Genomic DNA, 20,449 nt, shown 5'->3' with positions numbered 1-20,449 from the left:
GTCCACGCATAGCTTGGGCGGACCCTGTCGGCCCGACGCCGCCGCTGCCTACCGCAAATCGGGAGTCTGGTCAAACAAACGCCTGTGGGCGCTGATGGCATAGGTGTCGGTCATACCTGCCAGATAGTCGCCGACATGGCGCGCCTTGGCGGCTACGGCGAGGCCGGCGATATGATCGACCCAATAATGGCTCTGCATCTCCTTGGGATTGTCCATGTAGGCGTGGAACAGGTCGGTGACGATCTGTGCGGCACCGGCACGGATGCGCATGATATCGGGATGGCGATAGATTCGCTTGAAGAGCATCTGCTTGATCTGTTTGTCCGTCTCGGCCATCTCAGGCGAGAAGGTGGCCATGATACGGCCGGCGGCACGAATATCGGCAACACTGCCGGGCCTGACCTCGCTGAGCGCCTGCTGCGCAACGGAGATCACGTCCTCCACCATACGGGTGATCTGTCGGCGCATGATCTCATGCGTGAAGCGGCTCGGCTCAAGATGAGGATAGCGCGCCCTCACCTCGGCCATCAGCCCCGATAGAAATGGAATCTCTTCCAGCATGTCGAAATTCAAATAGCCAGAGCGCAGGCCGTCATCGATGTCATGGGTGTTGTAGGCGATATCGTCGGCGATCGCGGCCACCTGTGCCTCCAGGCTGGCGTAGGTCGCGATTTCCAGATCGTGGATTTCGCAATAGTCGAGAATCGGCTGCGGCACCGGGCCGCGCGTGCCCTTACCATCGGGCGTCAGAAGCGGACCGTTGTGCTTGACCAGCCCTTCCAACGTCTCCCAGGTGAGATTCAAGCCATCGAATTCGGCATAACGCCGCTCGAGCTTCGTCACGATGCGCAGCGATTGGGCGTTGTGGTCGAAGCCGCCATAGGGCAGCAGCATCTCGTGCAGCGCATCTTCACCGGTGTGGCCAAAGGGGGTGTGGCCGAAATCGTGGACGAGCGCCACGCCTTCGGCGAGATCCTCGTCGAGCTTCAGCGCCCGCGCCAAAGCACGGGCGATCTGTGCTACCTCGATCGTATGCGTCAGACGTGTACGGTAATGATCGCCATCCTGCGCGATGAAGACTTGCGTCTTGTGCTTCAGGCGCCGGAAAGCAGTCGTATGTACGATGCGGTCGCGGTCGCGCTGGAAATCCGAGCGCGTCGGGCTCGATCCCTCCTCGTAAAGCCGCCCGCGCGATTCCCAGGGATCGGTCGCATAAACAGCCCGCTCACCATAACCGAAACCCAATGCATGCCTGTCGATCGTCATTCTTCATCCATTCCGGCGTTAGAGCGCTACGCGTTCGATTGAACGCTCAAGGTCGCTCTATTTCTTCCAATCCAGAGCATCTTCTCCGCATTTTGATGATGCCATTCAAACGCGGAATACTCTGCCCCATTGACGCCGCTTCACGGCCTTCATACCTATACTGGAGAAAAACAGCAAAATGGCGCGTGGCTCAGCCATATAACCATAGCTGTCATCGGACGCACTTTCATGATAAAGGCTATGGATATCAGCCGTTTGAAAGTCGGACGGCCCATTGGTTCTCTCCGGATCTTGACCCCGGCAGGAGGAAGGCATGACTGAAGCAAGTGTAACCCTATCAGACGCGGCGGCAAAGCGAATCGCCGCGATCGTCAGCGCCGAGACCGGCAAGCGAGCGCTTCGCGTCGCCGTCGAAGGCGGCGGCTGTTCCGGCTTCTCCTACAAATTCGATCTCGCCGACGGCCCACAAGACGATGATATCGTTGTCGAAAAGGGCAATGCAACCGTATTGATCGATCAATTGTCGCTGGTCTATATGGCCGGCTCTGAGATCGATTTCGTCGACAATCTGCTCGGCCAGTCCTTTCAGATCAAGAATCCGAATGCGGTCGCAAGCTGCGGCTGCGGCACGAGTTTTTCGATCTAACGCTCCTGCTTTTCCACAGATCGATCACCGGCCGGAAGCTGTTGCTTACGGCCGGTTTGCATTTTGACGGGTGGCCAAGGCCGTTTGCTGCGGATAGAAAGAAAGCGAAAGCAGAGGAGCCGCCCTTTCATGAAAATCGCCACCTGGAACATCAACGGCGTCAAAGCGCGTATCGAGAACCTGTGCCAGTGGCTGAAGGACTCCGATCCCGACATCGTTTGCCTGCAGGAGATCAAAACGGTCGATGAGGGTTTTCCGCGCTTCGAGGTCGAGGCGCTCGGCTATCACGTTGAAACGCATGGGCAGAAAGGTTTCAACGGCGTGGCGATCCTGTCCAAGATGAAGCCCGACGAAGTGACGCGTGGTCTGCCGGGTGATGATTCCGATGAGCAGTCCCGCTTTATCGAAGCGGTCTTTTCCGTACCGGGACAAGGCGCGCTCCGCGTTTGCTGCCTTTACCTGCCGAACGGCAATCCCATCGATACGGAAAAATATCCCTACAAACTCGCTTGGATGGAACGCCTGAGGAAATTCGCGGCCGGCCGGCTAGCTCTGGAAGAGCCCACCATCCTCGCCGGCGACTACAATGTCATCCCGGAGCCGCATGATTGCTTCGATCCGAAGGTCTGGGAGAATGATGCGCTGTTCCTGCCGCAAACCCGCCGGGCTTTTCGCGCGCTCGAGCATCTCGGCTTCACCGATGCCGTGCGCGCCACGACGGACACGACCAAGCTCTATTCCTTCTGGGATTACCAGGCCGGTGCCTGGCAAAAAAACAACGGCATCCGCATCGATCATCTGATGCTATCGCCGGAAGCGGCCGATCGCCTGACCTCGGCGGCGATCGAAAAACACGTGCGCGCCTGGGAAAAACCATCCGACCACGTTCCCGTGATCGCGCACTTCGATTTTCAGGCCTGAGATCGGGGCTACAGCGAGCCACTCTATCTTTTTTTTTTTCGCAATTTTCGGACGGAAAACCGCTGCGCACTTTTCCTGAAATTGCTCTATTCGGCGCCGGCGACATCCAACTGGTGCGACATGGAGACGGCAACGCGACGATCGTCTTCGCTGGCGATTGAGAAAGCCTGTTCCTGAAGGTCTTCCATCCACGAACAGTCCTTCGGCTTGCACTTGTCGAGCGCTGCCGTCATGAAGGCGAGGCCGCGCACGGACTGGCCCTCCTGAAAGAGAATATTGCCGAAGACGGCCATGGCGCCGGGATGGCCGCTCTTGCGGGCCTGGTTCAGCCACTTCTTGGCCTGCTGCACATTGGCCGCGCCGCCCTCACCCGCCAGCATCATCTGCGCGAGCTGAAACTGAGCCTCGGGAACGCCGAACGTCGATGCGACCTGGAAGTAGAGCTGCCGTGCCTGATTGAGATCGATCTTGACCGGGCTATTTGCAATACCGGTCTTGTAATAGTTGGCGAGCGCGAGCAGCGCGTTGATAAAGAAGCCGGTATCCTCGGAACCGGGTTCCACACCCTGCTGGGCGATCTCACTATAGATCTTGAAGGCCTCGAAATCGTCCTGCGTTACGCCATCGCCGTCAGCATACATATTGGCGAGCGCCCAACGCGAGCCTGTATGCCCTTTCTCGGCTGCGTAACGATAAGCTTCGACCGCCTCTTCCTTCTGGCCGTTCTTGTAGGCCCGGAAGCCGAATTTGAAGAGATCGAAAGGCCCGGACTCCTTGGTGACACCCGCATTGATGTCGAATGCCAGGGCGTGGCCTGCGAGCGCTACCGACGTGGCAAGCGACAGGCTGAGCATCATGACTCTCGCTGATATGAACTCGGACTTAAACATAACAGTCGATTTCTCTCGCTCCATCCGCATTCACCACGGTGATCCCATCGTCACCGTAAGGCCTGCGAATGTATTCTCTACCGGCGCGCAAACCCGCGAGATCTCCTCCTAGGGATGTCCGCAGGGCACCAGCACAATGCCGTTCGCCACATTTCAGACCATAGTCTGAAATTATGTCCAAACCAGCATCCGCACTGGCGCGATCGCATGTCACTCTCGAAACAGCCCGCCGCTTCGCTGCCCAAAGAGAGAGATTCGAGATAGAACGGTTTTCGGATTCCCACGGGAAATAATGCCTTTCCGGCTGCATCAAGAACGTCGCCGCTCCGATCCCGGATTGCTTTTTCTGCCGAAGTGGAAACTGACCCATCAACCGCTTACGCACTTTCTACCAAGGCCTACCCCGTTGCCCGTATAATCGCTGCTCCCCATTTGTGGCGGGAAATGGACAATTTGGGCGCCTAACACGCGCCTGTAATCTGTTGAAATAAAGTGTTGCTGATTCGTCACAAAGAGATTGCCGATCTTGAGGTTTCGTTAACCACGAAGCCGCTATGCGAGATCATTTTGCGGGTGGTATCGAGAAATGGCCTGGCGCCAATTTGGCATTAAAGCGCCGCGAGACCGAAAAAGGGCTCGCGGCGCGCGGGAATCGCCTGAAGCGATAGGGATGAGACCGCAGAACCTACTTCAGTTCAACGGTTTACCCTCAGAACCGGACCTTCATCGACGTAGACAATGCAGCGACCAGATCATTGCCGAAGCTATAGGTGGCGTCATTGCCGTAGGTGATGCCGTTGGAGGTGATCTCGCCGGATTTGCCGCTGGTCAGCAGACCCAGCGCGCCGGCGAAGGTGAACTCCAGATGTTCGGTCGCCTTGTAGGAAAGGCCAGCGCCGAGCGTCCAGGTATCCGTGCTCAAACCATAACCTTGGCTGGTGCCGCGATCCCAGGTCAAGCTGAGCGCGCCGCTCCATTTGTCACTGAACTTGTGACCGACGCCGCCGGTGATCGTCCAGCCGTCCTGATAGAGAAGATCGAGTGAGGTAAGCTCGGTCGCGCCGCCCGTGTGGCAGGATATGCCACGCGTGGAGGTCGGGCAAAGCGCGATGCTCTGCAGAACACTCCAGTTGGTCCATTTGACCGAACCGAAGGCCAGCCAGTCCGGCGCGATGCCGGTCTGCACCTTCCATTCCACCGAGTCCGGTGCATCGGCCGAACCGAAGACGGAGGTGGCACTGCCGAAGAACGCGCGGACCGGCGGCAGTTCCGTCAGATCGACGGTGCCCTTGAGATTATCGTATTTGACCCGGCTGTTATAAACGAGACTGGTGCGCAAGGCGTATTCGGGTATTTCATAAGCGAGACCGGCGCGCCAGCCCCAGCCATGACCATCGACGTCCAGCGAGCCGACGCCGTCATAGACAGCCGAAAACGGAGGGGGAACAACGGAGACCAGACGGGACTTGAAGCCGCTGACCTCTTGATAGAAACCACCGCCGATCAGGCGCAACTGACCCGGACCGGCATCGAATTTATAAGAGCAGGTCGCCGCATAGTTATGCGTGCGGACCTTGGTCTCGACTTCGCTATTGGCGCCGGCCCAGTTCAGACCCGGATTGGTGTGACCGCCGAACGGCTCGGAGTAATCGGCCATGCAGTCGATGTCATCGGTGATGCCTATCTTGAAGCCGATATAGGGTACGGCATAATTTTCGGTAGCATCGGCCGAGTGCGGGCGGCCATTGAGATTGCCGTCGGTCGGATTGATATCCTTGGCATTCTTCAGCTTGCGATCGGGCATCACATAGGTCACGCCGGATTCGAAAACGTAGCGCCCCTTGTCGAAAAGCAAATCGATATCGTAACCGGCGCGATCAAGCCCGCCCGCAAAAGCGGCGCTGGCGAACGATGCGCTTATAATGAATGAAAATGCGCCCCTCAGCGCAATACGGAATGCCATTGTGTCCCCCCTGGGTATTTATTGATCCAATTGTTGCGACGATCACCCGAATTGGCAATGCGACGCCGGCGATCCACAACGCTGCGGCATATCGACTGACTTACGTAAGAAAATGATCTGCAGGGCAAATCACAGCCAGGTTTAGGCATTTTTTTCTTCGCTAATGTTCATCAGTGGCCCCGAGTAGATTTTCATTCCACATAGCAACAATTCTGTTACAATCTGACAACAGTCCCGTTTTTCAACAAATACTACCAATTTAGGGGTAACACCTCTTGCCTGCGCGAAGCTGGCGAGCGCCGAAAATCCAGCGTGTATTTTGCCGCTCGCCATCGAATCAGCGGCGTACAATAAAAAGGGCACGCGACCTTCGTCGCGTGCCCTTTAAACTCATACTGTCTGCCGTGTCAGCCGGCTTCGCTCACCCTGTCAAGCGCCACCTTGAGGCTGATGAGCTGACCTTCGAGTTCGCTCAAGCGCTCGCGTTCGGCGGCCACGACGTCCGGATTGGCATTGGCGACGAACTTCTCATTCGAAAGCTTGCCGACAATGCGGGCCATCTCCTGCTCGTTCTTGGCGATCCCCTTTTCAAGACGTGCCTTTTCGGCAGCAAGGTCGATAAGGTTGCCGAGTGGCAGGCAGGCGGTCGCTTCGCCGACGATGATCTGTGCTGCGCCCTTCGGCGCAGCGTCGGCGAGTGAAATCTCCTCGACACGCGCCAGCCGCTTGATGGCCGCGTCATGACGAAACAGGCGTTCGCGCGTCAGGCTATTGGCACCAACGAGCACGAGTGGCGCGGTAGCGGCGGGCGGCACGTTCATTTCCGAACGGACGGAGCGCAGACCCGATACGAGATCGATCAGCCAATTAATCTCATCGGCTGCGACATCGTCCGCATAGGAGGGTGCCGGCCAATCGGCGTGGCAGATCAGACCGTCGCGTTCCCTGCCCTCGCCTGCCGTATGCGCCCACAGCTCTTCCGTCATGAAGGGCATGAAGGGATGCAGCAGCTTGTAGGTCTCTTCGAGGACGTATGCAGCGCAGGACTGTGCCTCCGCTTTGGCGTTCTCGTCTTCACCGTTGAATACGGGTTTCAGCAGTTCGAGATACCAGTCACAGAACTGGTTCCAGATGAAGCGATAGAGCGATCCGGCAGCATCGTTGAAGCGGTAGGCTTCCAGCGCTTCGGTGACGTCCCGCTCCGTGCGTGCCAGTTCCGTCAGGATCCAGCGATTGATGGTCAGTTCGGCTGCTTCCGGCACAAAATGCGGATCGCTGGTTGCGCCGTTCATCTCGGCGAAGCGCGTAGCGTTCCAAAGCTTGGTGCCGAAATTGCGATAGCCGGCGATGCGGGCCGGATCGAGCTTCACGTCGCGGCCCTGCGCCGCCATGATCGCCAGCGTAAATCGCAGGGAATCGGCGCCATACTGGTCGATCAGTTCGAGCGGATCAATGACGTTGCCCTTGGACTTCGACATCTTCTGCCCGTTCTTGTCGCGCACCAGGGCGTGAACATAGACCGTGTGGAAGGGCTCGACGGGATCGCCGTTTTCGTCCTGCATGAAATGCAGACCCATCATCATCATGCGGGCGACCCAGAAGAATATGATGTCGAAGCCGGTGACGAGTACGTTAGTCGGATAGTAACGCGCCAGTTCCGGCGTCTGATCCGGCCAGCCGAGCGTCGAGAACGGCCAGAGCGCCGACGAGAACCAGGTATCGAGCACGTCTTCATCGCGCGTCAGGATTTCGCCCGGCTTGAAGTTTTCCAGCAAGTCCTCGACATAGGCCTTCATCGGCCCCTCATGGGAAAGATAGTGCTGGATAGCGGCCTGCAGCGCTTCTTCCTCGCTCTTTTCGACAAAGACCTGACCGTCCGGGCCATACCAGGCCGGAATCTGGTGGCCCCACCAGAGCTGGCGGGAAATACACCAGGGCTGGATATTTTCCATCCAATCGTAATAGGTCTTGTCCCAGCTCTTCGGAACGAGCTTGGTGCGGCCTTCGCGAACGGAGGCGATCGCCGGTTCGGCGAGCGTCTTGGCATCGACATACCATTGTTCGGTCAAGCGCGGTTCGATCGGAACGCCGCCACGGTCGCCATGTGGTACCGTATGCTTGTGCGGTTCGACCTTATCGAGCAGGCCACCCTCCTCGAAAATGCGGACGATGATCTTGCGGGCTTCGAAACGATCCTTTCCCTCCAGCTCATCCCAGGCGCCGTGCAGCGCCGCCGGGTGGTCGAGGCCTTCGAGGAAATCCTCATTGTCTTTTATGGTGATACGGGCATCGGGCGTCAGGACGTTGACGACGCGCAAGCCACGGCGCTTGCCGACATCGAAGTCGTTGAAATCATGCGCCGGCGTCATCTTGACGGCGCCGGTACCTTCAGTCGGGTCAGGATATTCGTCGGCAACGATCGGGATGCGCCGGCCGACAATCGGCAGGATGACATGCTTGCCGATAATTGCCTTGTAGCGTTCGTCGCTCGGATGAACGGCTATACCGGTGTCGCCGAGCATGGTCTCCGGGCGGGTGGTGGCGACGACGAGATAGTCGCGCGTTTCCCATTCCCTCGGCTTGCCTTCTTCATTAAAAGCGACCGGGTGCTGATAGGTGACGCCTTCTTCGAGCGGATAGCGCAGATGCCAGAGATGGCCGTTGACCTCATGCTGTTCGACCTCAATATCCGAAATCGCCGTCAGCATTTTCGGATCCCAGTTGACCAGCCGCTTGTCGCGATAGATCAGGCCTTCCTTGTAAAGCGTGACGAAGACTTCGAGAACGGCCTTCGACAGGCCTTCGTCCATGGTGAAGCGCTCACGCGACCAATCGCAGGAAGCACCGAGGCGCTTCAACTGGTTGAAGATCAAGCCGCCCGATTCCGCCTTCCATTCCCAGACCTTTTCGATGAACGCTTCGCGGCCCATGTCGCGGCGGCCGGGCTGCTGCCTCTCCATAAGCTGGCGTTCGACCACCATCTGCGTGGCGATGCCGGCATGATCCATGCCCGGCTGCCAGAGCACATCCTTGCCGCGCATGCGCTCGAACCGCACCATAATGTCCTGCAGCGTGTTGTTCAGCGCATGGCCCATATGCAGCGAACCGGTAACATTCGGCGGCGGGATGACGATCGCGAAAGTCTCAGCGCCTGGCTTCGCGTTCGCACCGGCGCGAAAGGCGTCGGCCTCATCCCATTTTTGGGCGATCTTCGGTTCGACGGCGGCAGAATCATAAGTTTTGTCGAGCATTTGGGGACCGGATCTGGAGGGTTCGGTGATGCGGGTTGTAAATAGGATGGGCGCGGGCAAGTCAATAAAAAAGCCGCCCCGGAAGCCGGAGCGGCGGATCGTCTACCCGAAGCTCAGGCTGTCAGCGGCGCGGGCCGCGAGCCACTCGTTCGATTTCTTCGCGCACGAGACGCTCGACCAAAGTCGGCAAATTGTCGTCCAGCCATTCCTGCAGCATCGGCCGCAGCATCTCCTGGGCGATCTCATCAAGCGACCGGCGCTGGCTGCCGTCGATCGCGGCGGCGAGCTCGCCGAAGGAACGGGCAACCTGCGCCCCGGCGGTTTCCGACATCAGCGAGGATGTAAGCTCAGCCTGCACTTGCGGCAGGTAGCGATCTGCAGCGGCTGTAGCCGGCTGCGGTTGATTGAAAACCGGCATTTCGACCGGAGGCGCCGCTGAAGCGACGGGCGGCTGCCGCTCTTCCACCGGTGCAGGCTGCGGTTCGGCCTTGGCAACGGACACGGCTGCCTCAGCGAGAAGAGCAGCTGCAGGCGGCGTAACGACGGGCGCCGGCGCCTCGGCGATCGCGTTGCGCAATGGCACATCGGCGACCGGCTCAACGGCGAGACGCGCGGCCATGGCGGGCGGCAATTCGCGCGGCTGCGGCGCTTCGCGCGCTGGGTTTAGCTGCGCAGCATTCCGTTCGGAGGCGGCACGAACGCGCGCTGCGACATCGGCAAGCGACATGGTGCGGGCGGGCGATTCCGGCTCGCGCATCGGAACCTGCGAATTGGCTGCGACGAAACGTGGCTCGGGGACAGCGGCTGCGGCGAATGGTACGTCATCCAGTTCAGCAGCAGCAAATTCTTCATCGACCGTCAGGTGGATATCGCCATCCTGCTCATCATCGGCAACGGTATAAACCGCTGGCAGGGAGGGGGAAATGGACTTACCGGCGCCGGGCTCGTTGCTTTCGATAATCCGGCGGATCGACGCCAGAATCTCTTCCATGGACGGTTCACGCACTACATTTGGCTGAGCCATATTCATCCCCGTTTTCCCAGACAATGACCGGAATTCCGCCAAAGCAGCGCTCCAATCAGCGCCACCGTAGAATACTACCCGTGGGAAAAAAATCACCGCGATAGCACTAAGCTACCTGATGCACAGTTTTGTTACGGTGGCTGCGAATCACCTGATATTGTGGACTTCTTTATCCAAATGCCCAACGAAAAACGGGCGCTCAAAGCGCCCGTCCTAAAAGGGTCATTCAGCCGTACGACCGGTCAGAACACAAATTCTTTTGCCTTGGCGAAGCCCGGCAGCGGCTTGATCGAAGCATTGAAGAAGACGTTTTCCGAAAGAGCACCACGCTCCCGAATAAACACGGTGGCGCGGGCAGCATGGCCATAGCCCAGGACGACGATCAACCGGCCGCCTTCACCGAGCTGATCGAGAAGCGCCTGCGGCACCTCTTGAACTGAACCGTCGACGAAAATGACGTCATAGGGACCGCTGCCGGCATGGCCCTTTTCCAGCTCGCCGGTGACGATGGTGACGTTGTCGTAGCCGAGGGCGGCGAGATTGGTCTTGGCCTCAACGGCCAACGCCTCGTCGGATTCGAGCGCGACGACCGAGCCGGCAAGGATCGACAGAAGCGCCGAAACATAACCCGTGCCGCAGCCGACATCGAGGACCTTGTCCTCCTTATCGATTTCACCGAGTTGCAGGAGCTTTGCGAGCGGCGATGCCTCCATCAGGAAGCGCGCCGGCTTGCCGGAAATGGCCGGGCTGATCTCGATATCGTTGTCGATATAGGCCAAGAGCTTCGACTTCTCCGGCACGAAATTCTCGCGCGGCACCGTCAGAAACGCATTCAACACCGAATGGGAGGTGACATCCGTCGTGCGAATCTGGTTCTCGACCATCTTCACGCGTGCTGCTTCGAAATCCATCATATCCTCTCGCGCCCTAAGGCAAAGCCGGGTTTGCTTGTATGCTCAGCGTGTCTTAATCGCGTGCGGCTGCGCTTTCAAGGCGTTGCAGCCGCAGGCGCAGAAATTCGTGACGATGCGTCGCCGTGCAACAACAGCCCTTTCCTCCCTGCATAGATCAAACCGCTTGCTTTTCAGGGACATCGGCAGGCTCGGCCGCAACGGGTGCGCTCTTGCCGAGATTGCGGCCGAACTCGTGAAACGGCTTCTCTATATAAAGATGAGACAGCCGGGAGACGATGAGCGTGCCGACGAGTGTCACCGCCAGGAGATAGGCCGCCTGCGCCCATGGTGAGGAAAGGCCAAGGCTCGGGAGCGTTCCGAGCGCGAAAAGCAGCACCAGCATATGCGAGAGATAAAGAGAATAGGCCATGCCGCCCAGCCACTGTAGCGGTCGGCTGCAGGCAATGGCGGACAGCCGCTCATAGATGTCGCCCCTGCCCTCGCGCGCCGAAATGATCACCAGCATCGCCGTCAGCCAGATGGCAAGCGGCAGATAGGCGACGGAACGTTGCAATATGCAGAGGATGATCCCGATCAGCCAAAGCTGCGGCAGTGGCAACGCTTTCAGGAAGGGCTCGCCAAGAGCACGGTATTTCATGAAATAGAAGCTGCCGATGCCGATGCTGAAACCGACGAGCCATTTGCCGAGAAAGCTTTGCGGCAGCTTCGGCGAAACTGTAGCGACAGCGAGCACCAGGAGAATGAGCGCCGCGATTCGCTGCCATGACACCGGCCTGATCACCAATCCGATCAGCAGTGGTGCAACCAGATAAAATTGCCATTCGAGCGAAATGCTCCAGGCCTGGCCGAGAAAAGCATAGTCGGTCGACGGCAAGCGACCGGGCGGTACCAGCCCATGCAGGCCCGTCAGATGCGCCAGGAGATGCCAGGGCCAATAGGCGAGCGTGTCGGCGGCAATGCCGATGCGCGCAGCCTTCATCGAACCATCAGGCGAAGCCGTCCATATGCGCAACGCGATTGTCGCGACCGCTACGGAAATGGCCAAATAGAAGAGGTAGGCCGGAAAGATTCTGAGCGCGCGCCGGGCGATATAGAGCCGATAGGGCTCCGGCCGTTTGTCGATCAATGCGGTGATAGCGAAGCCGCTGAGAATGATGAAAACATCGACCGCATACTCATTATAGAATCGCTCCTGAAACAATCGCCCGTGAATGGCGACGGCCGAAGCGACATGGCCGACGAGAACCCAGATCGCCAGCATGCCCCTGAGGGCCTCAAACTCCCTAACGTATTTCATGGACTACCCATTTGTTCGACCGACACGTGATCGGGACATAGGGGAGCGGTCGATTTCTGCAATGCAGCATTTTGCTGCAAATACAGGGCTGCGACGTTCGACTCAGAAGGAGTGCGAATCTATTCCGCGGACGTGCAGAAAATGTCTGCAATTTCAGCGACAACCAATCGGTTGTCGCGGACATTATCAGCTTTCGTGAAGGGAAATTTTGGAGGCCTCGCCCGGAATCGAACCGGGATTCAAGGATTTGCAGTCCTCTGCGTAACCACTCCGCCACGAGGCCATCCGATTTGTAAAGGCGAGTGATGGCGGGCGTTTAGAACGAATCTTATTGGAGCGCAAGACCTATCGCGGCTGATCATCAAATAACTTGGCTTCCAGCTCGCGGGCGCCGCCAAACCGCCGCAAACCTTACCATTTTATTGACACCAATAAGGCACCCAGAGGCGCCCATCTGGCGAATTGCGTCATTTTTGCAACAAGGCCCTTTTTCAAGTAGTGCGCGTATAATTCGCCCACCTTAGTATCTTGTCAAATCAGCGAGACGGGTTCAGGAAATAGTTCGCGAAGCTTATTACTTCGCACCTACTGATAGGGAACATGAACGGGATGGGGTTGGGCACGTCGTCTTTTCGGCGCGATATCTCATGCCCAATCAGGAAAAGATTGGAGTTATTATGAACATCAAGAGCCTTCTTCTCGGCTCCGCTGCCGCGCTTGCAGCAGCATCCGGTGCTCACGCGGCCGACGCCATCGTTGCCGCCGAGCCGGAGCCGCTCGAATACGTTCGCATCTGCGACGCCTACGGTGCAGGCTACTTCTTCATCCCGGGTACCGAGACCTGCCTCAAAGTCGGCGGAAAGGTGCGTACGGAAGGTGAGTGGTATGACGCTTACAACCGTACCAGCAAGGTCGGGACACTCTGGCACACCCGCGCAGAATTGAACGTCGACACCGCGACCGACACCGAATATGGTCCGCTGAAGACCGAAACCATCGTTCGTTGGGACTGGAACGACGGCAACGACACGAAAACGAACCTGCTGTGGTCGTACATCAGCCTCGGCGGCTTCACCGTTGGTAAGACCGACTCCTACTACAACCAGTTCGTTGGTTACGCCGGCGACGTCATCAACGACGACGTGATCTATGACGGTCCGTACGAACTCAATCAGTTGACCTACAACTATGACGCCGGCAACGGCTTCACGGCTGTAGTTTCGCTCGAAGATTCCAACTCCTCTTCTGACGCTTCCAGCTATGACGGCGCCTGGGTTACCTCGAAGGCCAACCACTATGCTCCGAACGTCGTTGCCGGTGCTGGCTACAAGGCCGGCGCTTGGCAGTTCCGCGTCGTCGGTGGTTATGACTCCATCGTCGAAGAAGGCGCTATCAAGGCTCGTGTCGACGCTGACTTCGGCGCCTTCTCGGCCTTCTTGATGGGCGGCTGGAACACGGACGGCGACAAGCTGAACCAGTATGCCGGCTCGAACCAGAACGTCTCGGCTTGCACGGCACCGGACGGCACCGTTCATGGCGCAAAATGCGGCTGGGGCGACTGGGCAGTTTGGGGCGGCGTTGGCGTACCGTTCAACGACAAGCTGAAGTGGAATCTCCAGCTCGCCTACACCGACTCGAAGATGTTCGAAGCAACGACGAACCTGAAGTTCAACCCGGTCAAGAACCTGCTGGTCGAGCCGGAAGTGACCTACGTTCACTACGACGTTGCCAAGGACGATACCGTCGCCGGTATCCTCCGCTTCGAGCGCAACTTCTGACCTGATCTGAATTGACCTCCGATCAGAGAAGAGAGGAGCCCGGCTTTCCCTGCCGGGCTCCTTTTCCATGTGGGCCTCTTTTCTACGCAAACGCCTCCTGAGCGTATAGCCTCGGTCTCGTTCAGACCCTGCCCGACACAGCCGGTTACGCCACTTTCAGCGGGCTGCAACCCCTTAAAATCTCGCCATTGCCGTCCTCCAGCGTGTTGTCGCCGGAGCCAGGATCAACCTTGAAGGGGAACCTCGCCGCCGTCGCGGCGTTCTTTCCCGGGAAAAGAGATGTTGTTCCACGAAAGGATTCGGCGTTTTGAGACACATTGCTTCGATAGTCCTGGCCGCCTCGCTCACCATCGGAACAGTGCTGGCCGCCGTGGTTCCAGCAACGGCACTGCCTTTGACGAATTCGCCCTCGCCTAGCTCTTCCGGTGTCATTCAGGTTCAAGAGCACGGATCCCGGAGAGACCCGAACTGGGATTATGGGCGACGGGAATATTGGCGCGATCGCCACTATCATGGCCGCTATTGGCGCGATAACCGCTGGGATCGCCGCCGTTATTGGGATGATGACTGGCGCTACCGCAACCGGTACTACCGTCCGCACCACGGAGGCATCTACTTCGAAATCAGGCCGTAATTCACAGCGGCAGGCAGTGGTCGTTTAGGCGCTTCATGATGACTCCTGGCGCATCGCCGTCATGAAAAATGAGCGGGGTCTGCTGCTCTTACCCCCAAAAACATTCCGGCCGTTGCCGAACAATATTCGGCAACAGCCGGCTTATTTCGCCGGCGACAAAGGCCACCGGCTTGAACTTGTTACAGAATTAACGGCAAACGCGTTCCTTGCGCACGACCCAATGGCCGTTAACGTGATGGCGTACGGTCTTTACGACGCAATGGTGATGATGATGATTGTCCACATGCACAATCGTGGCTGCCTCAGACTGCGTGCTGATGCCGACAAAGGAGGCCAGAGCGACGGCGGAAGCAAGAATCAGGTTTTTCATTTCGAACCTCTAAAAGCATTGGGGGAATATGCTGCGCTATGATGGCGCACGACGTTCATGCTCCGATTCACATTAACGATACATGAATGCGTCCTCACGTTTCCGAGAGCAGCCTGACCTGAAGGGAAAGTGCGTCAGAACGCCACGCGCGGCACAGGGAATGGCTACTTCCACCACCCGCGATCGTGTCGTTTTTCGGCACGATGTTCAACAACGCAGGACATGGGTATCCATCCAAGTCCAGCGATGACCGAGCCTGGCTATATCGGCCGCTCCGCAGTGACCCGGAGGAGCTGGCGAAGCGGGCGCTCGACATCCGAGGAAATGCCACCAGCCTCGACGCAGAAGATTGGAAAATGAAAAAGCCACATTCCCGGCAATGAGAATGTGGCTCTTAAAAACTGGCTCCCCGGGCCGGATTCGAACCGGCGACCTGTCGATTAACAGTCGAATGCTCTACCGCTGAGCTACCAGGGAATACCGCTTGGCGCGGTGTGAGCGGGGTAATACAAACGCTTTCCCGATTTGCCAAGCGGTTTTTTCAAAAAAATCCATTTCCCTTGTATTATTTCGTCGCCTTACCATCTCCTGTGGATGATCGATCAAGGCAGAGCCGAAAAAAACACCGATCGCAACGGCAGCGAAAAGGCCCGGCATTTCGGGATAGATCACACCGCACGCGCGCTGGTTATCGGCTCCATTCGCATTCCACTCCCGCGATCGCGGCTTGCCCGCCTTGGCATTGGTCTCGCGCTGATCTTCGGCGGCTGTCTCGGCTTCCTGCCCGTCCTCGGCTTCTGGATGTTGCCGCTGGGCTTCATCGTGTTATCGCATGACCTGCCGCTCGTACGGCGCTGGCGTCGGCGCCTTGCCGTGTGGTGGACGAGACGGCGGCGGCCGGCAGACTAATCTTTTTACCTATCTGACGACCAAATGCCTCGCAGGATTGCCGACCACCGTCGCGCCTGCTTCCACATCCTTGGTAACGACTGCGCCTGCCCCGACGATGGCACCATCGCCGATGGTCACGCCGCCAAGGATGATGGCGCCGCCGCCAATCCAGACATCCCTGCCGATCTCGACCGGCCGCGCGACTTCCAGCCCGGCGCGCCGCTCCGCCAGACCCCTGTGGTGTTCCGCACAATATATATGAACGCCCGGCCCGAGCATACTGCCTTCTCCAATGCGCACGGTGGCAGTATCGAGAATGATGCAGCCGGCATTGAAATAGACGTTAGGGCCGAGCGAGATATTTATGCCGTAAGTGCAATGAAACGGCGCTTCGATAAACACGCCCTCGGCCACACTGGCAAAAAGCATCGACAGCGCGGGGCCGATATTGCCACGCTCGCCCGGCGGCATAGTGTTGTGCTGATGCACGGCCTCGCGGGCAACTGCGCGCAAACCATCGAGCTCTGGATCGATGCAGCAATACCATTCCCCCGCCGCCATCTTCTGCCGCTCGCTTTGGCCCATCGTCCGCTCTCCTCCCGAGACTTCTGTCAGTTTGTCGGGACGATCATGCACACGATACGGGTGGGCGGCAAGGAGAGCGCACAGCTCAGCCGCGCCCATTAATATGTCGCGATCAACAGCGCCAACGGGGCGAGTGCAATCAAGGTGAGTCCAGCTATAATCAGAAGCAATTGCTGCATCATATAGCGCTCCATCCTGATGAGGCGCCGGGATCGACGACTCATGCGTAGCTCCTCCCGATATTTAAAATTTAGACGCACCTTATGTTAGACACAAAGCACTGTCTGCCCCTTCCTCCGGATTATTCCGCGATAGCCCTTTAAAAGCGTTTGCAGAGACGCGAAACCCCTGCTGACAAGAGATTTTGGCCCACAACAAACTGTCACACAGCTTGTCTATAACGCCGCTGCCGCGGACTTGCGCAAGGCCATCGGTTCCGAGCTTTCAAAAGGAATTAGGGATATGTCGAAACTTAAAAACTGCATTTCGGCGGCTGCCGCCGGCGTCATGAGCTTAGCGCTGGCCCTGCCGGCTGCTGCTGCTCCCATCAAGTTCGATTTCTGGTTTGGCCTGTCGGGCGATCTGGAACGCGTCGTTCAGACGATGTGCACGAACTTCAACAATTCGCAGACCGACTATCAGGTCGTCTGCACGAGCCAGGGCAATTACGACGCCGCTCTGCAGAACACCATTGCCGCCTTCCGCGCTGGCAAGCAGCCCACTATCGTGCAGGTTTATGACGTCGGCACGGCGACCATGATGCTTTCGGGCGCCTACTATCCGGTCAGCAAGCTGATGTCGGAAAACGGCTACAAGGTTAACTGGAACGACTATTTCCCCGGTATCGCCCGCTACTACGCCACCTCGAAGGGCGAATTGCTCTCCTTCCCGTTCAATTCCTCGACCGCCCTGCTCTACTGGAACAAGGACGCCTTCGCCAAGATCGGCAAGACCGCCGCTCCGAAGACCTGGGAAGAAGCCGCAGACGACATGAAGGCTCTCAAGGGCGCAGGCTATGATTGCCCGATGGCCATCAACATCTCCGGCAATGAAAGCTGGCAGTTGATGGAGCAGTTCTCGGCCATCCACAACGAGCCGGTTGCTACTCAGAACAACGGCTATGACGGCCTCGATGCCCGCCTGACCGTCAACAAGACCAAGTTCGTCAAGTACGTCACCGACCTCAAGAGCTGGTACGACGCCGGCCTCATCAAGATCAAGTCGAAGGACCTCGGCCAGGACATGGTCCAGGCTTTCGCCTCCGGCGATTGCCAGATGATCCTGACTTCGGTCGGCGACCACGGCACCGTCAGCAAGACGCAGAAGGCCGGCATGAACTGGGATGTTGCCGAACTTCCGGTCTACGCCGGCACGGAGCGCAAGAACTCGCTCGTCGGCGGCGCTTCCCTCTGGGTTCTCGCTGGCAAGTCTTCCGATGAATACAAGGGCGCCGCTGCGTTCCTGAACTTCATCGCCAAGCCGGAAACCGCTCTCTTCTGGTCGACCAATACCGGCTACATCCCGGTCACCAAGTCCGGCTTCGACTTCATGAAGTCCTCCGGCTTCTACGACAAGGCTCCGTACAAGGGCCGCGAAGTCGCCATCGCCAGCTTGACGGCTTCCGAGCCGACCGCGATCACCCGCGGCGTTCGCCTGGGCAACTTCACGCAGATCCGCGCTGAATTCGGCAACCAGATGCAGGCCATCTTCGCCAACAAGGTTAGCGTTCAGGAAGGCCTCGACAACCTCGTCAAGAACGGCAACGCCGTCCTCGACCGTTTCGAAGCCACCTACAAGGGCAAGCAGCTCCCCTGATCTGCAGGTTTCCACAGCAAGCGTCCGCCGGGCTTTCCCGGCGGACGTTTTCTATAAGCCGACATCGGTGCGACGACCGACCTTGATCCAGCGGGCAAGGTTCGGCAATCTTCGTGATCGAAGGCTTCGTTCGAACGACTGCATCATCCCTTCCGCCATGCGTGGCCAAAGGCATGATGCAGCACTGGCAACCGACATCTTCACCGGAAGGGCCGATGGAAAAGCGTACAACCTTCAGCAAATGGAGCATCGGCTTCCTCTTCGCCGTGCCGCAAATTCTCCTGATCTTCACCTTCTTCTATTGGCCAGCAGGTGAGGCGGTCTATTGGTCGCTGACGCTGCAGCAACCCTGGGGCGGTGGTAATGAGTGGGTCGGACTCGACAATTTCAGATCCATCCTCACCAACCCCGAATATTGGAACTCGGTGACCCTAAGCCTGACCTTTGCCGCGATCACGACGACGCTGGCAATGGGCGGCGGATTGATATTGGCAGCGCTGACCGATCGACAGCTCAAAGGCTCTAAGATCTACCGCGTGGTGCTGATCTGGCCTTACGGTATCGCTGCGCCCGCGCTGGCGATGGCTTTCCGATTCATCTTGGCGCCCGAAGCCGGCTTCATGTCCGTTGTCAATCACTATTGGCCGGGCCTTTGGGATCCGGGTCTCAACGGCGCCGATGCCATGGCCTCGATCATCATCGCCTTCTCGTGGAAATATATCGGCTATAATTTCATCTTCTTCTTGGCGGCGTTGCAAGGTGTACCGCGCTCGCTGATCGAGGCGGCCGCGATGGACGGCTCCAGCGTGCTACGCCGCTTCCGAGACGTGCAATTACCGCTGCTGACGCCAACGATCTTCTTCCTGTTGGTGATCAACATCACCGAGAGCTTCCAGGACTCCTTCGGCATCGTCGACATCATGACCAGTGGCGGCCCAGCCAACTCGACCAATCTCATGGTCTACAAAATCTATTTCGACGGCTTCAAAGGCCTCGATTATTCGGGCGCCGCCGCGCAGAGCATCATCCTGATGTTGCTGATCATTCTGCTCACCATCTTCCAGTTCCGCTTCATCGAGCGGCGCGTACATTACCGCTGAGGCGCGACCATGGTCGAACGTACCCCCATACTCGATTTTTTCACCCATATCATCCTGTTTATCGGCTTCGTGGTGGCAGTCGCGCCGTTCGTCATCGTCGCGATCGCCGCCTCGCACAATCTTGCCGATGTCAACGACGTCCCCATGTCGATGATCCCCGGCAGCGATTTTTGGGCCAACATGAAAACAGCCTGGACGACGGCTAATCTTGGGCCACAACTGCTCAACAGCCTGATTCTGGGCGCCGGCGTGGCTGCCGGCAAGGTGATCATTTCGGCGCTGACGGCTTTTTCGCTGGTCTATTTCCGCTATCCCGGCAGAGGCCTGATCTTTTGGGCGGTCTTCATCACGTTGATGTTGCCCTTGGAAGTTCGCATCGTGCCGACCTATGCGGTGGCGGCCAACGTGCTGTCGCCCTTTCAGGCAATTCTTGACATCACCGGCATAAGCTGGCTGATCCAGCAAGTAAGCGGCGTTCAAGTGTCGCTGAACCTGGGATTGCTGAATACCTATTCCGGCCTAATCCTGCCGCTCGTCGCAACCGCCACGGGCACGTTTCTCTATCGCCAGTTCTTCCTGACAGTGCCGGACGAATTGACGGAGGCTGCCCGCATGGACGGCGCCGGCGCGTTGCGCTTCTTCGTCGATATCCTGCTGCCCCTGTCGCGCACCAATATGGCCGCGCTCGGCACCATTATGTTCCTCTATGCCTGGAACCAGTATCTCTGGCCTTTGCTCGTGACCACCGATCCCGCCTTCTCCACGGCAGTCGTTGGGCTGAAGAGCCTCATTCCCAATGAGGGTGGCATTCCGGAATGGAACATCGCCATGGCCGGCACGCTGATCACTATGCTGCCGCCCCTCGCCGTCGTTGTGCTGATGCAGCGCTGGTTCGTGCGTGGCCTGATCGTGCCCGAGAAGTAATTGAATTGTCTGCCGCGCTTCCTTGGGAAGTGCGGCAGGCTCCTGACGCCTGATCGACGATAGTGCGAGCATAACAGGCCTAGACGTCGTGCAAACATCGCGACGCTAATGGGTGCGCTCGTGCAGGTAAGGGTCAATCGAGCTTTCAGGCCACAGCCGCCGTCTTCCACCTAAGCACCA

At 58.2% G+C, this 20,449-nt stretch carries 18 protein-coding genes and 2 tRNA genes; 9 read left to right on the top strand and 11 right to left on the bottom strand.

Annotation, left to right across the window (positions count from 1 at the left end):
- Positions 1–48 precede the first annotated feature (48 nt).
- Positions 49–1,266, bottom strand: coding sequence for a deoxyguanosinetriphosphate triphosphohydrolase (locus CCGE525_RS09310; RefSeq protein WP_120704011.1), 1,218 nt, complete (start codon positions 1,264–1,266; stop codon positions 49–51).
- A gap of 313 nt (positions 1,267–1,579) precedes the next feature.
- Here CCGE525_RS09310 and erpA point away from each other — a divergent pair, with 313 nt between their 5' ends.
- Together erpA and xth are read left to right on the top strand one after the other, a co-directional pair.
- Positions 1,580–1,912: an iron-sulfur cluster insertion protein ErpA gene (gene erpA, locus CCGE525_RS09305; protein ID WP_120704010.1), complete on the top strand. Its 333-nt coding sequence runs from the start codon at positions 1,580–1,582 to the stop codon at positions 1,910–1,912.
- A gap of 129 nt (positions 1,913–2,041) precedes the next feature.
- Positions 2,042–2,833 carry an exodeoxyribonuclease III gene (gene xth, locus CCGE525_RS09300; RefSeq protein WP_120704009.1) on the top strand — a complete coding sequence of 264 codons (792 nt, stop codon included), beginning with the start codon at positions 2,042–2,044 and terminating at the stop codon, positions 2,831–2,833.
- A gap of 86 nt (positions 2,834–2,919) precedes the next feature.
- On the opposite strand, the gene exoR is transcribed toward xth, so the two are convergent.
- The 7 genes from exoR to CCGE525_RS09265 all read right to left on the bottom strand — a co-directional run bounded on the left by exoR (position 2,920) and on the right by CCGE525_RS09265 (position 12,455).
- Entirely contained in the window at positions 2,920–3,723 is an 804-nt protein-coding gene (gene exoR, locus CCGE525_RS09295) for an exopolysaccharide production regulator ExoR (protein WP_120704008.1), read from the bottom strand.
- Between the two features lie 709 nt (positions 3,724–4,432).
- Positions 4,433–5,686: an OmpP1/FadL family transporter gene (locus CCGE525_RS09290; RefSeq protein ID WP_120704007.1), complete on the bottom strand. Its 1,254-nt coding sequence runs from the start codon at positions 5,684–5,686 to the stop codon at positions 4,433–4,435.
- Between the two features lie 407 nt (positions 5,687–6,093).
- Positions 6,094–8,937 carry a valine--tRNA ligase gene (locus CCGE525_RS09285; RefSeq protein WP_120704006.1) on the bottom strand — a complete coding sequence of 948 codons (2,844 nt, stop codon included), beginning with the start codon at positions 8,935–8,937 and terminating at the stop codon, positions 6,094–6,096.
- Between the two features lie 121 nt (positions 8,938–9,058).
- Positions 9,059–9,961, bottom strand: coding sequence for a DUF2497 domain-containing protein (locus CCGE525_RS09280; protein WP_120706342.1), 903 nt, complete (start codon positions 9,959–9,961; stop codon positions 9,059–9,061).
- Between the two features lie 242 nt (positions 9,962–10,203).
- A complete protein-coding gene (locus CCGE525_RS09275) occupies positions 10,204–10,875 on the bottom strand; it encodes a protein-L-isoaspartate O-methyltransferase family protein (protein WP_205587444.1) in 672 nt (223 codons plus the stop codon).
- 154 nt (positions 10,876–11,029) lie between these two features.
- On the bottom strand, positions 11,030–12,172 hold the full coding sequence (locus tag CCGE525_RS09270; RefSeq protein WP_120704005.1) for an acyltransferase family protein: 1,143 nt from the start codon (positions 12,170–12,172) through the stop codon (positions 11,030–11,032).
- 209 nt (positions 12,173–12,381) lie between these two features.
- A tRNA-Cys gene (locus tag CCGE525_RS09265) sits at positions 12,382–12,455 on the bottom strand.
- Positions 12,456–12,849: 394 nt separating this feature from the next.
- Between CCGE525_RS09265 and CCGE525_RS09260 the strand changes: the two genes are divergently transcribed.
- The 3 genes from CCGE525_RS09260 to CCGE525_RS38760 all read left to right on the top strand — a co-directional run bounded on the left by CCGE525_RS09260 (position 12,850) and on the right by CCGE525_RS38760 (position 14,996).
- A complete protein-coding gene (locus CCGE525_RS09260) occupies positions 12,850–13,950 on the top strand; it encodes a porin (RefSeq protein WP_120704004.1) in 1,101 nt (366 codons plus the stop codon).
- A 307-nt stretch (positions 13,951–14,257) separates the two neighbouring features.
- On the top strand, positions 14,258–14,584 hold the full coding sequence (locus CCGE525_RS09255) for a DUF2613 domain-containing protein (RefSeq protein ID WP_120704003.1): 327 nt from the start codon (positions 14,258–14,260) through the stop codon (positions 14,582–14,584).
- 61 nt (positions 14,585–14,645) lie between these two features.
- A complete protein-coding gene (locus tag CCGE525_RS38760) occupies positions 14,646–14,996 on the top strand; it encodes a hypothetical protein (RefSeq protein ID WP_205587443.1) in 351 nt (116 codons plus the stop codon).
- 360 nt (positions 14,997–15,356) lie between these two features.
- On the opposite strand, the gene CCGE525_RS09245 is transcribed toward CCGE525_RS38760, so the two are convergent.
- A tRNA-Asn gene (locus CCGE525_RS09245) sits at positions 15,357–15,431 on the bottom strand.
- 117 nt (positions 15,432–15,548) lie between these two features.
- Between CCGE525_RS09245 and CCGE525_RS09240 the strand changes: the two genes are divergently transcribed.
- Complete coding sequence (locus tag CCGE525_RS09240; RefSeq protein ID WP_120706340.1) at positions 15,549–15,863, top strand: hypothetical protein; 315 nt, start codon at positions 15,549–15,551, stop codon at positions 15,861–15,863.
- Positions 15,864–15,872: 9 nt separating this feature from the next.
- On the opposite strand, the gene CCGE525_RS09235 is transcribed toward CCGE525_RS09240, so the two are convergent.
- Both CCGE525_RS09235 and CCGE525_RS39560 read right to left on the bottom strand, forming a co-directional pair.
- Positions 15,873–16,430, bottom strand: a complete 558-nt coding sequence (locus CCGE525_RS09235; protein WP_120704001.1) for a sugar O-acetyltransferase — start codon at positions 16,428–16,430, stop codon at positions 15,873–15,875.
- Positions 16,431–16,528: 98 nt separating this feature from the next.
- Positions 16,529–16,654, bottom strand: coding sequence for a hypothetical protein (locus CCGE525_RS39560; protein ID WP_281024649.1), 126 nt, complete (start codon positions 16,652–16,654; stop codon positions 16,529–16,531).
- 238 nt (positions 16,655–16,892) lie between these two features.
- On the opposite strand from CCGE525_RS39560, the gene CCGE525_RS09230 reads away from it, so the two are divergent.
- The 3 genes from CCGE525_RS09230 (at position 16,893) to CCGE525_RS09220 (ending at position 20,269) form a co-directional block, all read left to right on the top strand.
- On the top strand, positions 16,893–18,245 hold the full coding sequence (locus tag CCGE525_RS09230) for an extracellular solute-binding protein (protein ID WP_120704000.1): 1,353 nt from the start codon (positions 16,893–16,895) through the stop codon (positions 18,243–18,245).
- Between the two features lie 215 nt (positions 18,246–18,460).
- A complete protein-coding gene (locus CCGE525_RS09225) occupies positions 18,461–19,345 on the top strand; it encodes a carbohydrate ABC transporter permease (protein WP_120703999.1) in 885 nt (294 codons plus the stop codon).
- 9 nt (positions 19,346–19,354) lie between these two features.
- Positions 19,355–20,269: an ABC transporter permease subunit gene (locus CCGE525_RS09220; RefSeq protein ID WP_120703998.1), complete on the top strand. Its 915-nt coding sequence runs from the start codon at positions 19,355–19,357 to the stop codon at positions 20,267–20,269.
- Positions 20,270–20,449: the final 180 nt, after the last annotated feature.

The sequence above is a fragment of the Rhizobium jaguaris genome (assembly GCF_003627755.1).
Taxonomy (GTDB): domain Bacteria; phylum Pseudomonadota; class Alphaproteobacteria; order Rhizobiales; family Rhizobiaceae; genus Rhizobium; species Rhizobium jaguaris.
This window is presented reverse-complemented; position numbering and strand designations above follow the sequence as displayed.

Excerpts from the sequence above, each read along its gene's own strand:
- CCGE525_RS09310 (WP_120704011.1), bottom strand. The coding sequence starts at position 1,266 with ATGACGATCGACAGGCATGCATTGGGTTTCGGTTATGGTGAGCGGGCT.
- erpA (WP_120704010.1), top strand. The coding sequence starts at position 1,580 with ATGACTGAAGCAAGTGTAACCCTATCAGACGCGGCGGCAAAGCGAATC.
- xth (WP_120704009.1), top strand. The coding sequence starts at position 2,042 with ATGAAAATCGCCACCTGGAACATCAACGGCGTCAAAGCGCGTATCGAG.
- exoR (WP_120704008.1), bottom strand. The coding sequence starts at position 3,723 with ATGTTTAAGTCCGAGTTCATATCAGCGAGAGTCATGATGCTCAGCCTG.
- CCGE525_RS09290 (WP_120704007.1), bottom strand. The coding sequence starts at position 5,686 with ATGGCATTCCGTATTGCGCTGAGGGGCGCATTTTCATTCATTATAAGC.
- CCGE525_RS09285 (WP_120704006.1), bottom strand. The coding sequence starts at position 8,937 with ATGCTCGACAAAACTTATGATTCTGCCGCCGTCGAACCGAAGATCGCC.
- CCGE525_RS09280 (WP_120706342.1), bottom strand. The coding sequence starts at position 9,961 with ATGGCTCAGCCAAATGTAGTGCGTGAACCGTCCATGGAAGAGATTCTG.
- CCGE525_RS09275 (WP_205587444.1), bottom strand. The coding sequence starts at position 10,875 with ATGATGGATTTCGAAGCAGCACGCGTGAAGATGGTCGAGAACCAGATT.
- CCGE525_RS09270 (WP_120704005.1), bottom strand. The coding sequence starts at position 12,172 with ATGAAATACGTTAGGGAGTTTGAGGCCCTCAGGGGCATGCTGGCGATC.
- CCGE525_RS09260 (WP_120704004.1), top strand. The coding sequence starts at position 12,850 with ATGAACATCAAGAGCCTTCTTCTCGGCTCCGCTGCCGCGCTTGCAGCA.
- CCGE525_RS38760 (WP_205587443.1), top strand. The coding sequence starts at position 14,646 with ATGAAAAATGAGCGGGGTCTGCTGCTCTTACCCCCAAAAACATTCCGG.
- CCGE525_RS09240 (WP_120706340.1), top strand. The coding sequence starts at position 15,549 with ATGATCGATCAAGGCAGAGCCGAAAAAAACACCGATCGCAACGGCAGC.
- CCGE525_RS09235 (WP_120704001.1), bottom strand. The coding sequence starts at position 16,430 with ATGGGCCAAAGCGAGCGGCAGAAGATGGCGGCGGGGGAATGGTATTGC.
- CCGE525_RS39560 (WP_281024649.1), bottom strand. The coding sequence starts at position 16,654 with ATGAGTCGTCGATCCCGGCGCCTCATCAGGATGGAGCGCTATATGATG.
- CCGE525_RS09230 (WP_120704000.1), top strand. The coding sequence starts at position 16,893 with ATGTCGAAACTTAAAAACTGCATTTCGGCGGCTGCCGCCGGCGTCATG.
- CCGE525_RS09225 (WP_120703999.1), top strand. The coding sequence starts at position 18,461 with ATGGAAAAGCGTACAACCTTCAGCAAATGGAGCATCGGCTTCCTCTTC.
- CCGE525_RS09220 (WP_120703998.1), top strand. The coding sequence starts at position 19,355 with ATGGTCGAACGTACCCCCATACTCGATTTTTTCACCCATATCATCCTG.